Source organism: Halorubrum rutilum (assembly GCF_042665015.1).
Taxonomy (GTDB): domain Archaea; phylum Halobacteriota; class Halobacteria; order Halobacteriales; family Haloferacaceae; genus Halorubrum; species Halorubrum rutilum.
Genome location: NZ_JBHTBL010000004.1, coordinates 351568 through 364913 on the forward strand (window position 1 = coordinate 351568; position 13346 = coordinate 364913).

General features: G+C 60.8%; 18 protein-coding genes. 8 read left to right on the top strand and 10 right to left on the bottom strand.

Annotated features, from left to right (window positions below; all coding sequences use genetic code 11):
* The first annotated feature begins 108 nt into the window (after positions 1–108).
* Positions 109–381: an AbrB/MazE/SpoVT family DNA-binding domain-containing protein gene (locus tag ACFQMF_RS06015; RefSeq protein WP_256408464.1), complete on the top strand. Its 273-nt coding sequence runs from the start codon at positions 109–111 to the stop codon at positions 379–381.
* Entirely contained in the window at positions 382–828 is a 447-nt protein-coding gene (locus ACFQMF_RS06020) for a type II toxin-antitoxin system VapC family toxin (RefSeq protein WP_256408463.1), read from the top strand.
* A 27-nt stretch (positions 829–855) separates the two neighbouring features.
* Here ACFQMF_RS06020 and ACFQMF_RS06025 read toward each other — a convergent pair whose 3' ends face one another.
* Positions 856–1152 carry a hypothetical protein gene (locus ACFQMF_RS06025; RefSeq protein ID WP_256408462.1) on the bottom strand — a complete coding sequence of 99 codons (297 nt, stop codon included), beginning with the start codon at positions 1150–1152 and terminating at the stop codon, positions 856–858.
* A gap of 81 nt (positions 1153–1233) precedes the next feature.
* Positions 1234–1824 (bottom strand): hypothetical protein, encoded by a 591-nt coding sequence (locus ACFQMF_RS06030; RefSeq protein ID WP_256408461.1) that lies wholly within the window; start codon positions 1822–1824, stop codon positions 1234–1236.
* Between the two features lie 204 nt (positions 1825–2028).
* Between ACFQMF_RS06030 and ACFQMF_RS06035 the strand changes: the two genes are divergently transcribed.
* Genes ACFQMF_RS06035 through ACFQMF_RS06045 form a run of 3 tightly spaced genes read left to right on the top strand, consistent with a single transcriptional unit; the run spans position 2029 to position 3502 of the window.
* Entirely contained in the window at positions 2029–2562 is a 534-nt protein-coding gene (locus tag ACFQMF_RS06035) for a DUF7342 family protein (protein WP_256408460.1), read from the top strand.
* 2 nt (positions 2563–2564) lie between these two features.
* Positions 2565–2990: a toxin-antitoxin system TumE family protein gene (locus ACFQMF_RS06040; protein ID WP_256408459.1), complete on the top strand. Its 426-nt coding sequence runs from the start codon at positions 2565–2567 to the stop codon at positions 2988–2990.
* Positions 2991–3040: 50 nt separating this feature from the next.
* Positions 3041–3502: a GDP-mannose mannosyl hydrolase gene (locus ACFQMF_RS06045; protein ID WP_256408458.1), complete on the top strand. Its 462-nt coding sequence runs from the start codon at positions 3041–3043 to the stop codon at positions 3500–3502.
* Between the two features lie 409 nt (positions 3503–3911).
* On the opposite strand, the gene ACFQMF_RS06050 is transcribed toward ACFQMF_RS06045, so the two are convergent.
* The 3 genes from ACFQMF_RS06050 to ACFQMF_RS06060 all read right to left on the bottom strand — a co-directional run bounded on the left by ACFQMF_RS06050 (position 3912) and on the right by ACFQMF_RS06060 (position 7429).
* Positions 3912–4790, bottom strand: a complete 879-nt coding sequence (locus ACFQMF_RS06050) for a DNA-binding protein (RefSeq protein ID WP_256408457.1) — start codon at positions 4788–4790, stop codon at positions 3912–3914.
* Between the two features lie 869 nt (positions 4791–5659).
* Positions 5660–6007, bottom strand: a complete 348-nt coding sequence (locus ACFQMF_RS06055; protein ID WP_379791713.1) for a type II toxin-antitoxin system VapC family toxin — start codon at positions 6005–6007, stop codon at positions 5660–5662.
* Positions 6008–7429, bottom strand: a complete 1422-nt coding sequence (locus tag ACFQMF_RS06060; RefSeq protein WP_256408456.1) for a transposase — start codon at positions 7427–7429, stop codon at positions 6008–6010.
* Positions 7430–7520: 91 nt separating this feature from the next.
* Here ACFQMF_RS06060 and ACFQMF_RS06065 point away from each other — a divergent pair, with 91 nt between their 5' ends.
* Positions 7521–7754: a winged helix-turn-helix transcriptional regulator gene (locus tag ACFQMF_RS06065; protein ID WP_256408455.1), complete on the top strand. Its 234-nt coding sequence runs from the start codon at positions 7521–7523 to the stop codon at positions 7752–7754.
* A gap of 90 nt (positions 7755–7844) precedes the next feature.
* Here the strand turns inward: ACFQMF_RS06065 and ACFQMF_RS06070 are convergent, their stop codons facing one another.
* Positions 7845–8018: an AbrB/MazE/SpoVT family DNA-binding domain-containing protein gene (locus ACFQMF_RS06070; RefSeq protein WP_256408454.1), complete on the bottom strand. Its 174-nt coding sequence runs from the start codon at positions 8016–8018 to the stop codon at positions 7845–7847.
* A gap of 186 nt (positions 8019–8204) precedes the next feature.
* Positions 8205–8777, bottom strand: a complete 573-nt coding sequence (locus ACFQMF_RS06075) for a hypothetical protein (RefSeq protein WP_256408453.1) — start codon at positions 8775–8777, stop codon at positions 8205–8207.
* Between the two features lie 281 nt (positions 8778–9058).
* Here ACFQMF_RS06075 and ACFQMF_RS06080 point away from each other — a divergent pair, with 281 nt between their 5' ends.
* Together ACFQMF_RS06080 and ACFQMF_RS06085 are read left to right on the top strand one after the other, a co-directional pair.
* Entirely contained in the window at positions 9059–9205 is a 147-nt protein-coding gene (locus tag ACFQMF_RS06080; protein WP_379791700.1) for a DUF2080 family transposase-associated protein, read from the top strand.
* A gap of 3 nt (positions 9206–9208) precedes the next feature.
* Positions 9209–10438, top strand: coding sequence for an RNA-guided endonuclease InsQ/TnpB family protein (locus ACFQMF_RS06085; RefSeq protein ID WP_256408451.1), 1230 nt, complete (start codon positions 9209–9211; stop codon positions 10436–10438).
* 75 nt (positions 10439–10513) lie between these two features.
* On the opposite strand, the gene ACFQMF_RS06090 is transcribed toward ACFQMF_RS06085, so the two are convergent.
* The 3 genes from ACFQMF_RS06090 to ACFQMF_RS06100 form a co-directional block, all read right to left on the bottom strand.
* Entirely contained in the window at positions 10514–11026 is a 513-nt protein-coding gene (locus ACFQMF_RS06090; RefSeq protein ID WP_256408450.1) for a PIN domain-containing protein, read from the bottom strand.
* Positions 11027–11329: a hypothetical protein gene (locus ACFQMF_RS06095; protein ID WP_256408449.1), complete on the bottom strand. Its 303-nt coding sequence runs from the start codon at positions 11327–11329 to the stop codon at positions 11027–11029.
* Between the two features lie 395 nt (positions 11330–11724).
* Entirely contained in the window at positions 11725–13329 is a 1605-nt protein-coding gene (locus ACFQMF_RS06100) for an ATP-binding protein (protein WP_379791715.1), read from the bottom strand.
* Positions 13330–13346 lie beyond the last annotated feature (17 nt).

A 13346-nucleotide genomic window follows, 5' to 3' on the forward strand; every position in this document is an offset into this window, starting at 1 on the left:
CGTTCGTTTTGAAGTATCAGACAGCGTCTGTGTAACAGGTACGATCCGATTAAATAAATCATCACATGTTATGTTGATCGAATCACGTAGATCCGACGAGATGATTCGATGAGCACACCAGACGACGCCGACACTAACGGCGGCGAGGAGTACGGCGAAGCCGAGATAAACGATCGAGGGCGGCTGACGATCCCCAAGCCGCTCAGGGACGACCTCGGGATCGAGGGCGGAACGGCGTTCACTGTCGTCCGTGGAGGAAATACGATTCGGCTCGTCCGCCAGCTCCCCGAACTTCAGACGGTGTCGACGGGTCGCTCGCGAGACGAGTGGGGCGACGACGCGTTCCGCGACGTCGGACGCGCAACGTTCGGGGAGGAGTAAATGCGGATCCTTCCGGATATTAACGCCCTCGCGATTCAGCTGATCGATGATCACCCCGGACATCCCTACATCGCCGATCATCTCGTTCCCGCGCTGGAGGGAACCGACACGCTCCTGTTGTTCGGCTATCCCCCGCTCCGCGTCCAATGGGTGCTCGGAGACCTTGGGCTGTCCACGGTCGATGCTCGAAATGCCGTTCGGTCGCTCCTTCAGCATCCGACAGAATCAATCGACGTCTCACCAGACACCGTTCTCAACGCGTACGACATCAGCGTGGAGAAAAACCACGACGTGTACGACTGCTTCTACATCGCGCTCGCACGCGAAGCCGACGCCGATCGGTTGGTGACGACCGATCGTGACTTCGAGGCACTGTGTACTGACGAGCCGTTCTCGTACACCAATCCCGTTCCGGAATCGGTGCTCGAAGAGTTCCACGCGGTCTGACCCACGGGTGACAAGGAAGTTCCTCCGTCAATCTCTCGTACGTGATCCCTGCCCGTAGAGTATGTCGTCGATATCCTCCTCGTCCGTCTCCACACCGGACGCGAATCGTCCTTGATTGAGCGCTTCGATTTCCTTCTCACTCAAACTCCGGGCTCCGTCGCGAAACGAGTCGACAAACTCCGTCTCGGACTCCACAGCCGACTCGATCAACTGTGTGAGGATCTCCTGCTGTGTGACCTTCTTTCCAGTTTTCAATTTGATCTCCGCTTGGAGTTCCTCGAGTTTGGATTTCGCGTCTTCGTCCACTTGCACCGCCGTTGACATGCGAGTTAGTTGTGTCCGCAACGTACTCAATCTTCATACCGATTATCGTGGTGGTCACGCAGTCCGAGGTGGCCCGTGGGGTTAGCCGTCGACGCTCGCGTCGTCCACCCCCTCGTCGTTTCCTTCTGACAGCGCGTCGGCGAGCATCCCAGCGACGCCGAGCTGCTCCAGCGCCTCGCGCGCCTGTTCGGTGTGTTTCCGTTTCTCTTCGGGCTGGTTCGCCGCGAGCGACTTAAGATCCGCCGCGATCCGATCACGCTCGTCGGCCAGACCCGCCATGCCGAGCCCGACGGCGAGCAGGTCGAACGCGTCGGCGGCCGTGACTCGGACGCGGCCGTCGGGATCGTCGAGTGCGTCGAGGAGGAACGTCACGTGCCGGCCGCGCTGAGCGGCGACATCGGTCCGGGACGCGTCTTCGACATTGAGCTCGTCGACGCCGCCGGGGGTCCGCTCGACGCCCGGATACGCCTCGCGGAGCGCGCGGACGACCGACTGGCGGACGTAGCCGTCCTCCGCGTCCGCGAACACGGGCTGGCACGCGTCAAGCAGGTCGTCGTACAGCCGGTAGCGCTCGCTCGTTTCGAGGTCGTCGATCGCGTCGATGATCCGATTCGTCTCGGCGGTGTCGCCCGTGGCGAAGTCGTCTGCAACCGCGTCCGGATCGAGCGTCATAGTCGGTCGGTGGTGGTCCGTGTTGTTGGAACTGCCGACCAGTCGCAATCGCGTCTCGACATCTCTGAGAGACGACTCCCGTTCCCGAAGCTTCCATCCGAAAGCGAGCACGTTCAGCACGCGCAGAGAGGACCGTGATTTGTATTCGACGCTAATTGAATAGTCTACAGCAGATTTATTTCGTTTGATCGCGAGTATACAGCCATGACCGCCGGCGATCCACCCGCGAACCTCAAACTTGCGTCGGGGTTCAGCGAGGAGCTCACAGCCGCCCCGGCCGACGAGCGGGTGTACCGCGTCGCGCTCCAACTGTACGATCCCGCTGGCGTCCCGGAGATCGCGGAGCGCGCGTCCTGTGCACCGGACACCGCCCGCCGACACCTCAGCCGACTCGCCGATATCGGCGTCGTCGACCTCGTCTCCAACACACCGGCCACGTACGTGCGGAACGAATCGTACTTCGAGTGGCGTCTCCGCGATCGCCTCGGGGAGCGGTCGATGAGCGACCTGCGTGAAACGCTCGGTGAGCTCACCGCCGAAGAGCGGGCGTTCCGAGAGCAGTTCGGCGTGGATGACCCGAGTGCGGTCGACGCGCTCGATCACGCCGACTACGACGATGTCGAAGATGTCTGGCTCGCGTTGAGCGAGTGGCGAACGGTTCGGAGACGGATCGAACGACTGGAAGCGGTTCGACAGGAGCGTGCCGGCGACTCGTCGTTCGAAGAGGAACCGGCGTAACCGTGAGCGATACGGACGGGTCTCGCACCGTCGACGAGGCGACGCTCCGATACATCGGCCGACTACTCGGGCGTCAAGACGCCGTCGACGCGACATCGCTGTTTCCGGCCACCCAACCCGAGACGCTGGTCGTTCGGCTCGACACGGAGGGGTACCCGGCTGACATCGACGAGATATCCCTCGAAATCCGTGCCTACACGAACGGCGAGTTCCATGTCTCGTATCTCGAGGCGTTCGCGGGCGACCGGCGTCGGTGTCGCTGGGACAGACACGACCAGCCATATAACGCACGCGATCACTTCCATCCCCTTCCCGATGCCCGGACGGACGCGGCAGTCGACCGGACCTATCCGACAGACCTCACGCGTGTTCTGGAAACGACGGTCCTCCCGTGGGTTCAGAACCGACTCGGAACGCTCTGGCGCTGATCGGTGCTCCGAGAAAACACACTCTTGGCTCTACGCGCGTTCCGTCACGTATGGACGACGACTGGATCCCCGCCGACGACTGGCGGACGATCGTCGCCAACGCGCCGATCGTCTCCGTCGATCTGGTGATCAGGCGCGACGGCGGTGTGGTGCTCGGATGCCGGACGAACGAGCCGGCGAAGGGGTACTGGTTCATCCCCGGCGGGCGCGTGCTGAAAGGCGAGACGCGACGCGAGGCAGTTGGCCGGGTCGCCGCCGAGGAACTCGGGATCGAAGTCGAGATCGTCGAGTCGCTCGGGGCGTTCGAACACCTGTACGACACGTCGGACGTGCCGGGCGTCGAGTCGAAACACTACCTGGCGAACGGGTACGTGGTCGATGTCATCGACGGTGAGCCAGAACCGGACGACCAGCACGACGCGTTTCGGGTGTTCCGATCGCCGCCTGACCCGTGTCACGAGTACGTCCGAGCCTATGTCGAGGCGGCCGAAACGGTGAACGGCTGGTTTTGAGTACCGATCCGATAGTCAGAGAGTTGGTATCAACTCCCCTGTCGTACGTGTGTGATCGTCGACGACCTCGACAGAGTGGATGGTTATAGTCGTATCCCAATCACTACTTCGCGGATCGGAATTGAGGTGAAGCCGCTGTCTGCGGTGTAGCCGGTCGGCGCGATGCCCCGATCGCACCCCTGAGTCGGCACTTGATTCGTTCTTGTTCGTCCAACAATATCCGTTTGAGCCTCCCAACTGTAGCGAGGTTGTGGCTGCGCGCGCAGCGACCACAGGGAGCGAGCACGGAGCGGTGGGCGGGGTGGTGGGGTGTGGCTGGCTGGTGCGTCCACACCGATCAGCGGGCCCGCCGGCGTGACAATTGATGCTTCACCATGCCGATCCTCCGGCAAAAAGGGGAGACGTTGGCCTACCTTTCCCACCACCGGTCGCGCTCGGGGAAGCCAAGCTGTGAGCGCCGCGTCAGCGCCACCGACACCCGGCCCTCGTACCAGCTCGTCTTGGCATTGAAGATCCGGATACGCTCGCCCTCGTCGATGCGTGGTTGATCTGACTTTGTCCAGACGGTTACCTTGATCTGACCGGTGTCATCCGCAAGCAACCCGACTTGGCTAATGGCCGGACTTGTCGGTTCCCAGTCTTCGACCCACTCGCCGGTGATGCTCACCGTAGAGCGATTAACGTCGCCGACCGCGTCGATCGGAATGACGGTCCCGGGCGCCGTCCGCACCTGCTCAGCGACCCGCACGGTTGCCGTCGGTAGATCCTGTCCGTCAGCGACCTGTGTGGCGAGCCGCCTGCTCACCGCCGCAGCCGTCCACCCTGTCCGATTGGTAGCGATCCGTCTGGCGGTCTTGTTCACTTGCGCAAGCTTTTCTTGGGTGAGCGACTCGCGAGGATCCGCCCGCGCCGGATCTGCCCACGGGTCCACGGCGGCACGCCGCTCGGCGAACGTCTCGCGCCGCTGGCGACATCCCTCAGCTGCGACCTGCCGCGTCCGGGCTTCTCTGTCAGCTGTCTGTCGACGATCCCACCGTGCGCGGGTGCGTGCTTTCTCGGCCTCGCGCGCCATTGCTCGCTCCTCGGCTGCGAGCGAGAGTCTGTCAACCCCCGCGTCAGGGTGGTTTGCATCCACCGTCGCCTGCGTTTCCTGCTGGACCGTCGCCCGGAACGCTGGCTTGTCGTCGACGACCTCGAAGCCGTCCTCGTCGACGCCGGCGTCTTCGGGTCGTTCGAATGCCTGTTCATCCACCGTAACGACCTTGCGACTCGAGTTGTTACTAGACATTGGATCTCACCGATCCGAAGGCGCTCGCGCGCCGACTCCGCGATGCTCCAACATCGCGGTTTTCCGACGACAACGACCGACAGAACCATCTGCGCGCTCTCGCTCGCGCCCGGTAGGGCGCTCGCGAAGGCGCGAGCGAGAGCGCGCCTGCATGAGGTGGCCCCACCCAGCACCGCGCGCCGACCCGCCCGGAGCGAGCGGCCAGCGGAGAAAGCGTGGGGGGTGAGCAGCCACGCCGCGCAGCCCCCCGCTCTTTCCCGCTGGCGTCGAGGGCACATGCACTTTAGCCCGGCAGGAACCGCACCTACCGGAGCGGAAGCCCGCCCGGAATGGTCGGTCGCGAGCGACGCGGAGGGCGGCAGCGGCGAGCGGGGCGGGCCGGTACGGACACACCTGTCCAGCCGACCGCGACACTGGGTCCAGCCACTGCCCAAGTAGATGCAGAACGAGTGAGGCCACCTTGATCGTTAGATGGCGGGCCGAATAACACACGTGATTGTTAATCTGGGAATGAAGGCGATAGCCACACCGAGTACTGTCATTGTTGATGTCCCCGCGATCCCGGCCGGCAACACTGCACCCACATTGAAACTCAGTTCAGATGACACTTAACAGAGAATGTATGATCCAGAAAAGCGGAAGGTATAATCTCTCGTTTCGGCGGTGAACAGAGGCCGCTGCGGGGGGCCTCTGCTTAACCAACAGATCACTGCCAGTGTTGGTTAATTTACCTACACTCGTCGGCACCCATCATTACGAAATCTGTAGTCGGTCTGCGATGGCTGCCGTGTATTCCCAAACGATGTGATAACACAGAGAGACAAGGAAATACTTGACATGCGGGATCAGACTGAATCCGACACCATCCTTCACTGGAAGGGATTGTCTGGCGTCTCTAGCCGGGTGATACCCTGGATTGTGTCGAAGTCGCCATCAAACGAATAGAGGTACTCAATCTCTTCTCGCTCCATATATGCAGCAATGGTCGCGTCGCCGAAAGATAGGCCCTCATCGGTCTGGAAGAGAGTTACAGCGGTGGTGAAATCCTTCTGGGCCGCGTGGAGCAGTTCAAACCCAGCAGACTGATTTAGCCGCTCATATGTCTCGACGGCCGTCTCGTGTCGCTTCCGATTGTGTATCCAGTTGAGCGTTTCGAGGGCGATGTAGTTCTTGACATCCTCCCACGGCTGAAGCCGTGGGATTCCTCGGTGGGTGATTCAGGCCGGTCCTAACTCTGAGGCAAGATTCCCCTTGCGGGTACTCTGGTTTGTGGGCTCCTTTTTGGTCGCGTGACCACGCTGTCGCCAGCAGTGATCGTCCCACTCGAGGCGGGGCACTGTCTGGTGTCCCCTCTCAGGCCCGTTCCGACCTGAGTCCACAGGCCGTGCCATCGGCCTTCTTCCGGTGAAATCAACATCGCCATCCACCATGCTTTGCAGGAAATTCTCGCTTCCCACCACATCACTGTGGCCTTCAAAACCACATCCGCCACATTGGAACACGTCGCCGTTGCGCGAGACGTGCGCCTCTTCATCGCAGCGTGGGCAGTGACTGGATGTACCTGCCCCTGACTTTTCTTCGACACTGATGCCACACTGCCCCTCTAGGACGGTCTGCATTCTGCGACGGAAGCGACCGTGCGCCCAGAACAGATCCGTCTTCTCATTGACTGTCGCTGACCAGTGTTTCTCACGGACATCATCTAACTTCCCGACAAATACTTTCTCAACACCCCACTCTGAGAAGAGACGTGTGAGGTGGCGAACGAGCGCATCTTGAGCGTGATTGCGGTGTCTCGTGCGCTTCGCATACAGTTTCTCTACCAACCGACTGCTATCCGTCTGTGCAGGAAGCTGAGACTGTAACTCACCGATTCGTTCGGTGTAGTGGTGGAAGCGGTCGAATAGTGGACGGGCGTGAAAGACGCGCTGGTGGCCGTTGGTGGTGGTGACGGCGACGAAGTTGTTCGCACCGACATCCACGGCGGCCACGCATCCCTTGTCGCTGGAATCCGTGGCCCGTGTTGTGTCATGCAGAAATGTGACTGGCTGCTTTGCCGTGAATGATTCGGCGGATCGGTCGTACACCAACTCCAAGCGCCCACCGTGACCGTCGTACTGTGGATTGCCCTTTATCGGAACGCGAATGCGTTTGTTGAGTGGAATGCCGTACTTCTCTTTTAACTCGCTGCCGAGTGCGAGTTCGATCCGGCTGTGTTCGCCCCACTCGACAGTGTAGGCGTCGTTACGGATGCACGCTTTCAGTACGCGCTTGTCGTCGTCTTTCCAGTAGCCGGGGACGCCGGGTTTGTCGTCGCGTTCACCGTCGTAGTAGTTGTCGAGTTGCTCGAAAAATGCATTCCACTGTTCATCACATTTGTCGAGCATCTTATCAGTGATCGCCCGACCGAGGACTGGACGGAAGCGGTTTCGTATCTCGGTTTTCGTGATGGCATTCCACACGTCGCTTCGCGTCTGATTGTCGTCGAAGTGAGCTTGGCAGCGGTGGTAGGTGACAATGTTGACAAGGGCGGTTGCCGAGTCTAGCAACTCGATGAGGCACACCTTCTTCCACTCCTCGCGGGGAGCGAGAGTGAAGATGTTAGTTCGCGTTCGCTTTTCACCGGTTGTGGCCGCCATCGTCTATTTTGTCTCACGTACGACAATAGTGTAAAGGCTACGATTTCGAGTATGTCCAGTGTTTTTGACTGATGCCGTACAACGCTAGTACATGAGTGAGGAATCGAGCGGTGGTCGGCCACGAACGCTGACAGGCAAAACAGTGTTAGATGGATTCAACCAGATAGACAAGCCAGTGGCAACTGCCGGATTGTTAGCAGACGTGGTGAATGCGCCGAAACGGACCGTTCTTCGGCGGCTTCGAGAGTTGGAAGAGAAAGGTCAAGTAGAGCGATGGAAAGTTGGCAGTCGCGCTGTCGTCTGGTGGCCCACCGAACAATCATGACGCGGGAATCACGGCAAGAGTGTCGGCTGTGGACTGGTTCTCTGTGCCTATCGCTTGCACCCATCCCTGAAAGGGGTGGGCTTCCGCTCGCTACGTGTCAGATCCACCACCCCCCATCGGGACTGGCTCGAAGTCATCGAACGCGCCGTAGCGCTGCTTGACGACCTCCACAAAGAGGGTCCCCTCGTCGTCAGTCGTCCACCGAAGCTTGTCGCCAGGCTCAATGTCAAGACGCCGACGGATGGCTGCCGGGATTGTTACCATCCCCCGGTCGCTGACCGTGGTTTCCTCGGGGGGTCGTCAGTTGCCATACGCAGCGGTATACGCTCGCATAAAATACATGTTGCGCCACATGTGGTGGGGAAAGAGAACCGGTGAAGTCTCGATCAGCAACTGGTCACAGCCGCGGATTGTTATCCAACAGACCCCGCAGATCGCTACCAGTGTAGGTTAATCACAGAAGGAGTTGATCGCGTCCGTGAGCGATCCCTCGAACTGCCACGTGGCCTCGGTGAACGCGTCGCTCGTCTGATCGTCCCACCGCGGGAAACCGCACGGCTCGCTCACGGCCACCTGCCACGCGGGCGGCTCCACCTGTGCCAGCTCGTAGGGCGGGATCGCGACGATGTACAGATACTCCTCATCCCCATGGATGCCCGCTTGGGGATCCTCAATCCCGTGGCCGAGCAGAAACAGTGGCTGGGAGAGATGTTGCATCCGAGCCGGATCACAGACGTCGACGGGCGACTGCGCGTCAACACGTCGATCAGCATCTCGCGTTGGATCGAGATACAGCGGCAGCGTCGTGAGCATGTCGAGGAACACGTACTGGGCGGCCGCGTACCCCGGCCCCCGCACGCTGGTCGTCGCCTCCAACAACTGTTTGAGTTGGTGGAGTTGTCCGAGGATGCCTGCTGGATACCCGTCAGAATGAGTGTACACCTGTGCAACTGGCGCGGTCGGATCGGTTGTCCGGCCATCGTCGAGGGTCCGAACGAACCGGAGTTGACAGCGGGTCGACATCGAATCACGCCGGCGGTTGTCTCGCCGGCACCCATCGCGGCGAGACACAAACACCACGAGCGACGCGAGCTGTTAGTAGGTGTCCCCACGTGGGGAGCTGTGAGAATTAACTGGAATTAGGCGCTAAGTCCCCTCCCTCAAGGAGCAACGCAGGGAGCGAAGCGACCGAGTAGCGCAGTAGGGAGGGGATACAGCGCCGCACGGTTCTCATACACCCGCGACACTCGCGGCCCACAGGCCCACCATTCCGTTTATGTCTATCCAAAGTCTATACACAGATGATGGATAGATTTGAAATCGAAGGCGAGGAAATCCTCGATGGAACGGCAAAACCGTCGGGGAATAGTGCCCATGTCATCGTCCCGAAACGCTGGCGGGGGGCCGACGTGAAAGTCGTCCGCGTCTCCGAACCCGACCCAGGCGAATAAACCATGCAATATAATTACAAGTATCGACTTGACCCGCCGGAAGCCCTCACCGAGACGCTTCTGTCCCACGTCGATACTTGTAGGCAACTCTACAACCACGTCCTCTACCTGCTCAACGAGGAAGATGACATTCCGGCCCGCTACGAGGTACAGGGGCAGCTCCCCGACCTCAAATCGCGGTGGGACGGCCTCGGGGACGTTCACTCGAAAGTCCTACAGATGGTCGTCAAGCGCGTCTACGACAACCTCTCCACACTCAAAGCGCAGAAAGAGAACGGACGCGCTGTGGGGATGCTCAAGTGGAAACCGCCCCGAGAGTACCGTTCGCTCACCTATAACCAGTCCGGCTTCGAACTCAAGAATACGAGTGGTCGGCCTACGCTGTGGTTGAGCAAAATCGGTGAGATTCCTATTCACCTCCACCGCGACATGCCCGGGAACGCGACTATCAAACAGGTCACGGTCAAACGAGAACCCACGGGAGAGTGGTTCGCAACCTTCGGCATCGATGTGGGGGAAGTCACGCCTGAAAAACCAGAGATGCCCGAGAAGGTCGTTGGCATCGACGTGGGGATTCTCAAGTACGCCCACGATACCGATGGGTACGCCATTGACAGCCCCGACTTCAGCAACGAACGCGAACGACTCGAACGCGCCCAACGCGAACTCTCACGGAAGGAACACGGCTCTGCGAATTGGGAGAAACAGCGCCGAGTTGTGGCCGAGCGACACGCCGATCTCAAGCGAAAGCGACGCGACTTCCTTCACAAGTTATCGAACCACTACGCGAGAGAATACGACCTTGTGGCCGTCGAGGACTTGGATGTGAAAGGGTTGATCGAACTCCCCGGCAACTCACGGAATCGAGCAGGCGCGGCGTGGGGGGCGTTCCTTCGGATGCTCGAATACAAATGCGAGCGTGAGGGAACGCACTTGGTCTCGGTTGATCCGAAAGATACGACCAAAGAGTGCGCGTCCTGTGGTGTCAAGACAGATAAACCGCTGTGGGTGCGCGAACACTCGTGTCCCGCCTGTGGATTTGAAGCGGACAGAGATGCGAACGCGGCGTGTAATATTCTTTCTCGCGGCCTCGAAGAAATAGGAGTGGTTCACTCCGAATCAACGCCTGTGGAGACTGCGCTCCCTGTGGACACCGTTGTGTCTGCAAAGCGCGTCGTGGAAACAGGAAGCCCCACCCTCAAGGAGCGAACCGCGTCAGCCGTGAGCGAGTAGGGTGGGGTAGTTCACAGAGTAAGGCGGCTGTTCAGCCGGATGTTGCATCGTAGTAGAGACAAAAAACGACGCTAATCACGACTCTTCGAGCAATGAGCGGGCCCGTTGGACATAGCTGTTCGCGTCCCAGCTGCGGGCGTCGCTCATGTTGTCGAGAAGCGTGCGTGCATCGGCGGCTGACAGCTGACCGGTGCGAACGAGAATCGACAACAATGTCGGTGTCGTGACAAGCCGGGTATCAGCGAGCGACGCATGGATGAGCCCGATCTGGGTGAATTCATCACAGAGCAACAGCGCGGCGTCGAGGTCGTTTGCAAGGGAGACAGCAGCGTTCTCCCCATCATCGAGTGGGAAGCCAGCGTCGAGTACCACAGACTGTCGTTCAAACTGCGCAGTGCGGTCGAGGACAGCGGTTGCAGCACCGCCATGGACATCCTCGTACGAGGCAACCTCTTCGAGCTCCGCGATGACCGCGGTTGGCACAATAACCTCGTATTGGGAGAGAGCGAGCGCGAGTGGGTCAGGATCGGTATCAGCGACGATCCCGAGAGAGACGAGCGCGGAGGCGTCGGCGACAAGCCGGGACATCTAGGCGTCGGCGATCTCGTCGATGAAGTCCTCATCCAGCTGCTGTTTCAACACGCGGAGGTTCGCCGCTTCTTCGGCGCCAACCAGTGCTTTGAGTTCTTCAAACGAGATCTGCTCATCGTAGTAGGCGGCTGCGATCTCCTGGATGAGTGCGTCATCATGGGTTGCTTCCTGAAGATACTCGCGGAGGGCGGTCACGAGGATGTCTGTGCGATCCTCGCCAAGGACAGCTGCGAGCGCGTCAGTGCGATCAATCAGGCGGTGGGGCGCCCGAAACTGGACGCGCTTCTTATCGCTACTCATTATGTGTACGTTGTGAGCCAGTATGCATAGTTCTTTTTGTGTGTACAATGTGAGCGTTGCATCGGTGCTACTCACCCCGAGGCGGCAACACCCGATGCCCACACGGACGACAGATTGCGGTCTGTGGACCACGCACAACGACGATCGCGACCGGCGCCCCACAGCGTGGACACGCTTCATAGGTCGCCATCACCAACTCCCCGGTTGAATCCGTCTACAGCGCTCACAGACGACGAGTCGTCTCCGTGGTGTGGGAACTGTGCTCGTGTTCTCGGTGGCTGTGAACACGATCCCCACGGCGGCTGATCGAGTAAGCGAGCGATGCGACCGATACCGATCGATACTATGTGGGTGAACATGGCTCCCACCCGTTGGGAGCCACACAAACCGCACCGTTATCCGAGCGAGACGCCCCGCTCGCGGAACACCGGCTGGAACCCTCGCTCGTGGACTGCCGTCACCAGTTCGGTGTACGCCGTCCGCACCGCGGGATCCTCGACGAGCTCGCGAAACCGACTCTCGAACCGTCGCCCGTGGGCTGTTCGGCGCTTGTCCGATCGGTCATGGGCCGCCTCGTGGCACAGGGTGAGGAAGAGATCGTGAGTCCACACGGCGCGTTTCGAGCTCGTCACTGCCGAATCTGTCAGCACGATCCGGGTGTGCCCGTCTGTCCACGCATCGGCGGTCGCCTCACCCCAGTAAATCGTCCGATCGATCCCGATTGTGTCGGCCAGCGCCCGCGCGAACAAGAGGTATCGCGCCTGCCGTGTTGCGAGCTCAGTGTCCGCCAGCCGACTGTACCCCTGCCAGACGCCCGCCTCCTCAGCACGTGTCGCGACGTCGAACCGCGACGGCAGCGCAATCTCGGCGTCGCTCTCTGTGGCCGCCGCCGCTAACCGCTTGGTGGCCGGATCGGTCGTATCGAGGATAATGGCACCCCGCTCGACGAGTGCATCCCCGCCGTGGCTGGCGCCCTCCTGAAACGCAATCTGAGGAGCCGCCTGAATCCGGGTGAGACTCACCGGGGTGTCGGTCACCAGCTGGAAGAGATCCCGATCCTGCCAGCGCTCGCGGAGTGTCGCATCACTTACGAGCAGTTCGGCCATTGTATCGCGCGTCTGACCGTCGAGCGCGTCATCGCCCACCTGGTCGTACAGCACGATCCGGGCGTCGGCGATCGCATCCTGGATCCGGTCCCACCGCTCACACCCCGACTGAACCGCTGTGCGGCCGAAGTTGAGCGTCAGGTTCCCCTTTGAGACGACGACACCACCCACGCCGACGTCGTGATCGGTGGTCACCAAGAGGCCGTTGCTGTACACGTCCAATCCGTCCTCAGGCGCATGTTCGATCGCCAGATACGCGTCGTCGGTCTCACGCGTTACGGACACCCGACTGTCAGCGACGGCCGCAAACGGATGCCCGCGATCGACGGGCTCACCGTTGACAACGACCGTAACGTCGGTCCGGAAGGTGAGATACGCGAACCGCTCACGGAGGCGCTCGACGATCCGGCGCCATCGGTAGCTCTCCGGATTGGGCACCTCACCCGTGTAGTGATCGATGGTCACGCAGACACCGTCGAACGCGTGCTCCGTCTCAACAACGACACCCTCACGGCCAGCCACCGCTGCGAACGGCTCTGTCGTCCGCTGACCCTGATAGTCGAAACACAGCGCGTGTCGCCCGCTCCAGATGCGCACGGCGCCTTTCGCGATGATCGCACCTGTCCCGATCCCCCACTCGCCGAGGGTGGTGTCGTCTGCTCGCTCTTTCGTCCCCGCGCCAAGCACGGAGAGGTCCCGCGTCCCCTTCTCGCTCCCCAGATCGACGCCCGTCCCGTCATCACACACAACCGTGCGCTCGGGCGTGACGCTCACGAGCACCCGCGACGACCCGGGACTGTCAACCCCGTTCTGGACGGCCTCACGAACCGCATCCGTGAGATCCGCCATCTGGTCTTCGATCAGATACTGGGCGACCTCATCGGCCGTGGTCATCTCAACCGTCTCGGTAC

What these genes read in the sequence shown, in the direction of transcription:
- ACFQMF_RS06015 (WP_256408464.1), top strand. Translation starts at nt 109, where the DNA reads ATGAGCACACCAGACGACGCCGACACTAACGGCGGCGAGGAGTACGGC.
- ACFQMF_RS06020 (WP_256408463.1), top strand. Translation starts at nt 382, where the DNA reads ATGCGGATCCTTCCGGATATTAACGCCCTCGCGATTCAGCTGATCGAT.
- ACFQMF_RS06025 (WP_256408462.1), bottom strand. Translation starts at nt 1,152, where the DNA reads ATGTCAACGGCGGTGCAAGTGGACGAAGACGCGAAATCCAAACTCGAG.
- ACFQMF_RS06030 (WP_256408461.1), bottom strand. Translation starts at nt 1,824, where the DNA reads ATGACGCTCGATCCGGACGCGGTTGCAGACGACTTCGCCACGGGCGAC.
- ACFQMF_RS06035 (WP_256408460.1), top strand. Translation starts at nt 2,029, where the DNA reads ATGACCGCCGGCGATCCACCCGCGAACCTCAAACTTGCGTCGGGGTTC.
- ACFQMF_RS06045 (WP_256408458.1), top strand. Translation starts at nt 3,041, where the DNA reads ATGGACGACGACTGGATCCCCGCCGACGACTGGCGGACGATCGTCGCC.
- ACFQMF_RS06050 (WP_256408457.1), bottom strand. Translation starts at nt 4,790, where the DNA reads ATGTCTAGTAACAACTCGAGTCGCAAGGTCGTTACGGTGGATGAACAG.
- ACFQMF_RS06060 (WP_256408456.1), bottom strand. Translation starts at nt 7,429, where the DNA reads ATGGCGGCCACAACCGGTGAAAAGCGAACGCGAACTAACATCTTCACT.
- ACFQMF_RS06065 (WP_256408455.1), top strand. Translation starts at nt 7,521, where the DNA reads ATGAGTGAGGAATCGAGCGGTGGTCGGCCACGAACGCTGACAGGCAAA.
- ACFQMF_RS06070 (WP_256408454.1), bottom strand. Translation starts at nt 8,018, where the DNA reads ATGGTAACAATCCCGGCAGCCATCCGTCGGCGTCTTGACATTGAGCCT.
- ACFQMF_RS06075 (WP_256408453.1), bottom strand. Translation starts at nt 8,777, where the DNA reads ATGTCGACCCGCTGTCAACTCCGGTTCGTTCGGACCCTCGACGATGGC.
- ACFQMF_RS06080 (WP_379791700.1), top strand. Translation starts at nt 9,059, where the DNA reads ATGGATAGATTTGAAATCGAAGGCGAGGAAATCCTCGATGGAACGGCA.
- ACFQMF_RS06085 (WP_256408451.1), top strand. Translation starts at nt 9,209, where the DNA reads ATGCAATATAATTACAAGTATCGACTTGACCCGCCGGAAGCCCTCACC.
- ACFQMF_RS06090 (WP_256408450.1), bottom strand. Translation starts at nt 11,026, where the DNA reads ATGTCCCGGCTTGTCGCCGACGCCTCCGCGCTCGTCTCTCTCGGGATC.
- ACFQMF_RS06095 (WP_256408449.1), bottom strand. Translation starts at nt 11,329, where the DNA reads ATGAGTAGCGATAAGAAGCGCGTCCAGTTTCGGGCGCCCCACCGCCTG.
- ACFQMF_RS06100 (WP_379791715.1), bottom strand. Translation starts at nt 13,329, where the DNA reads ATGACCACGGCCGATGAGGTCGCCCAGTATCTGATCGAAGACCAGATG.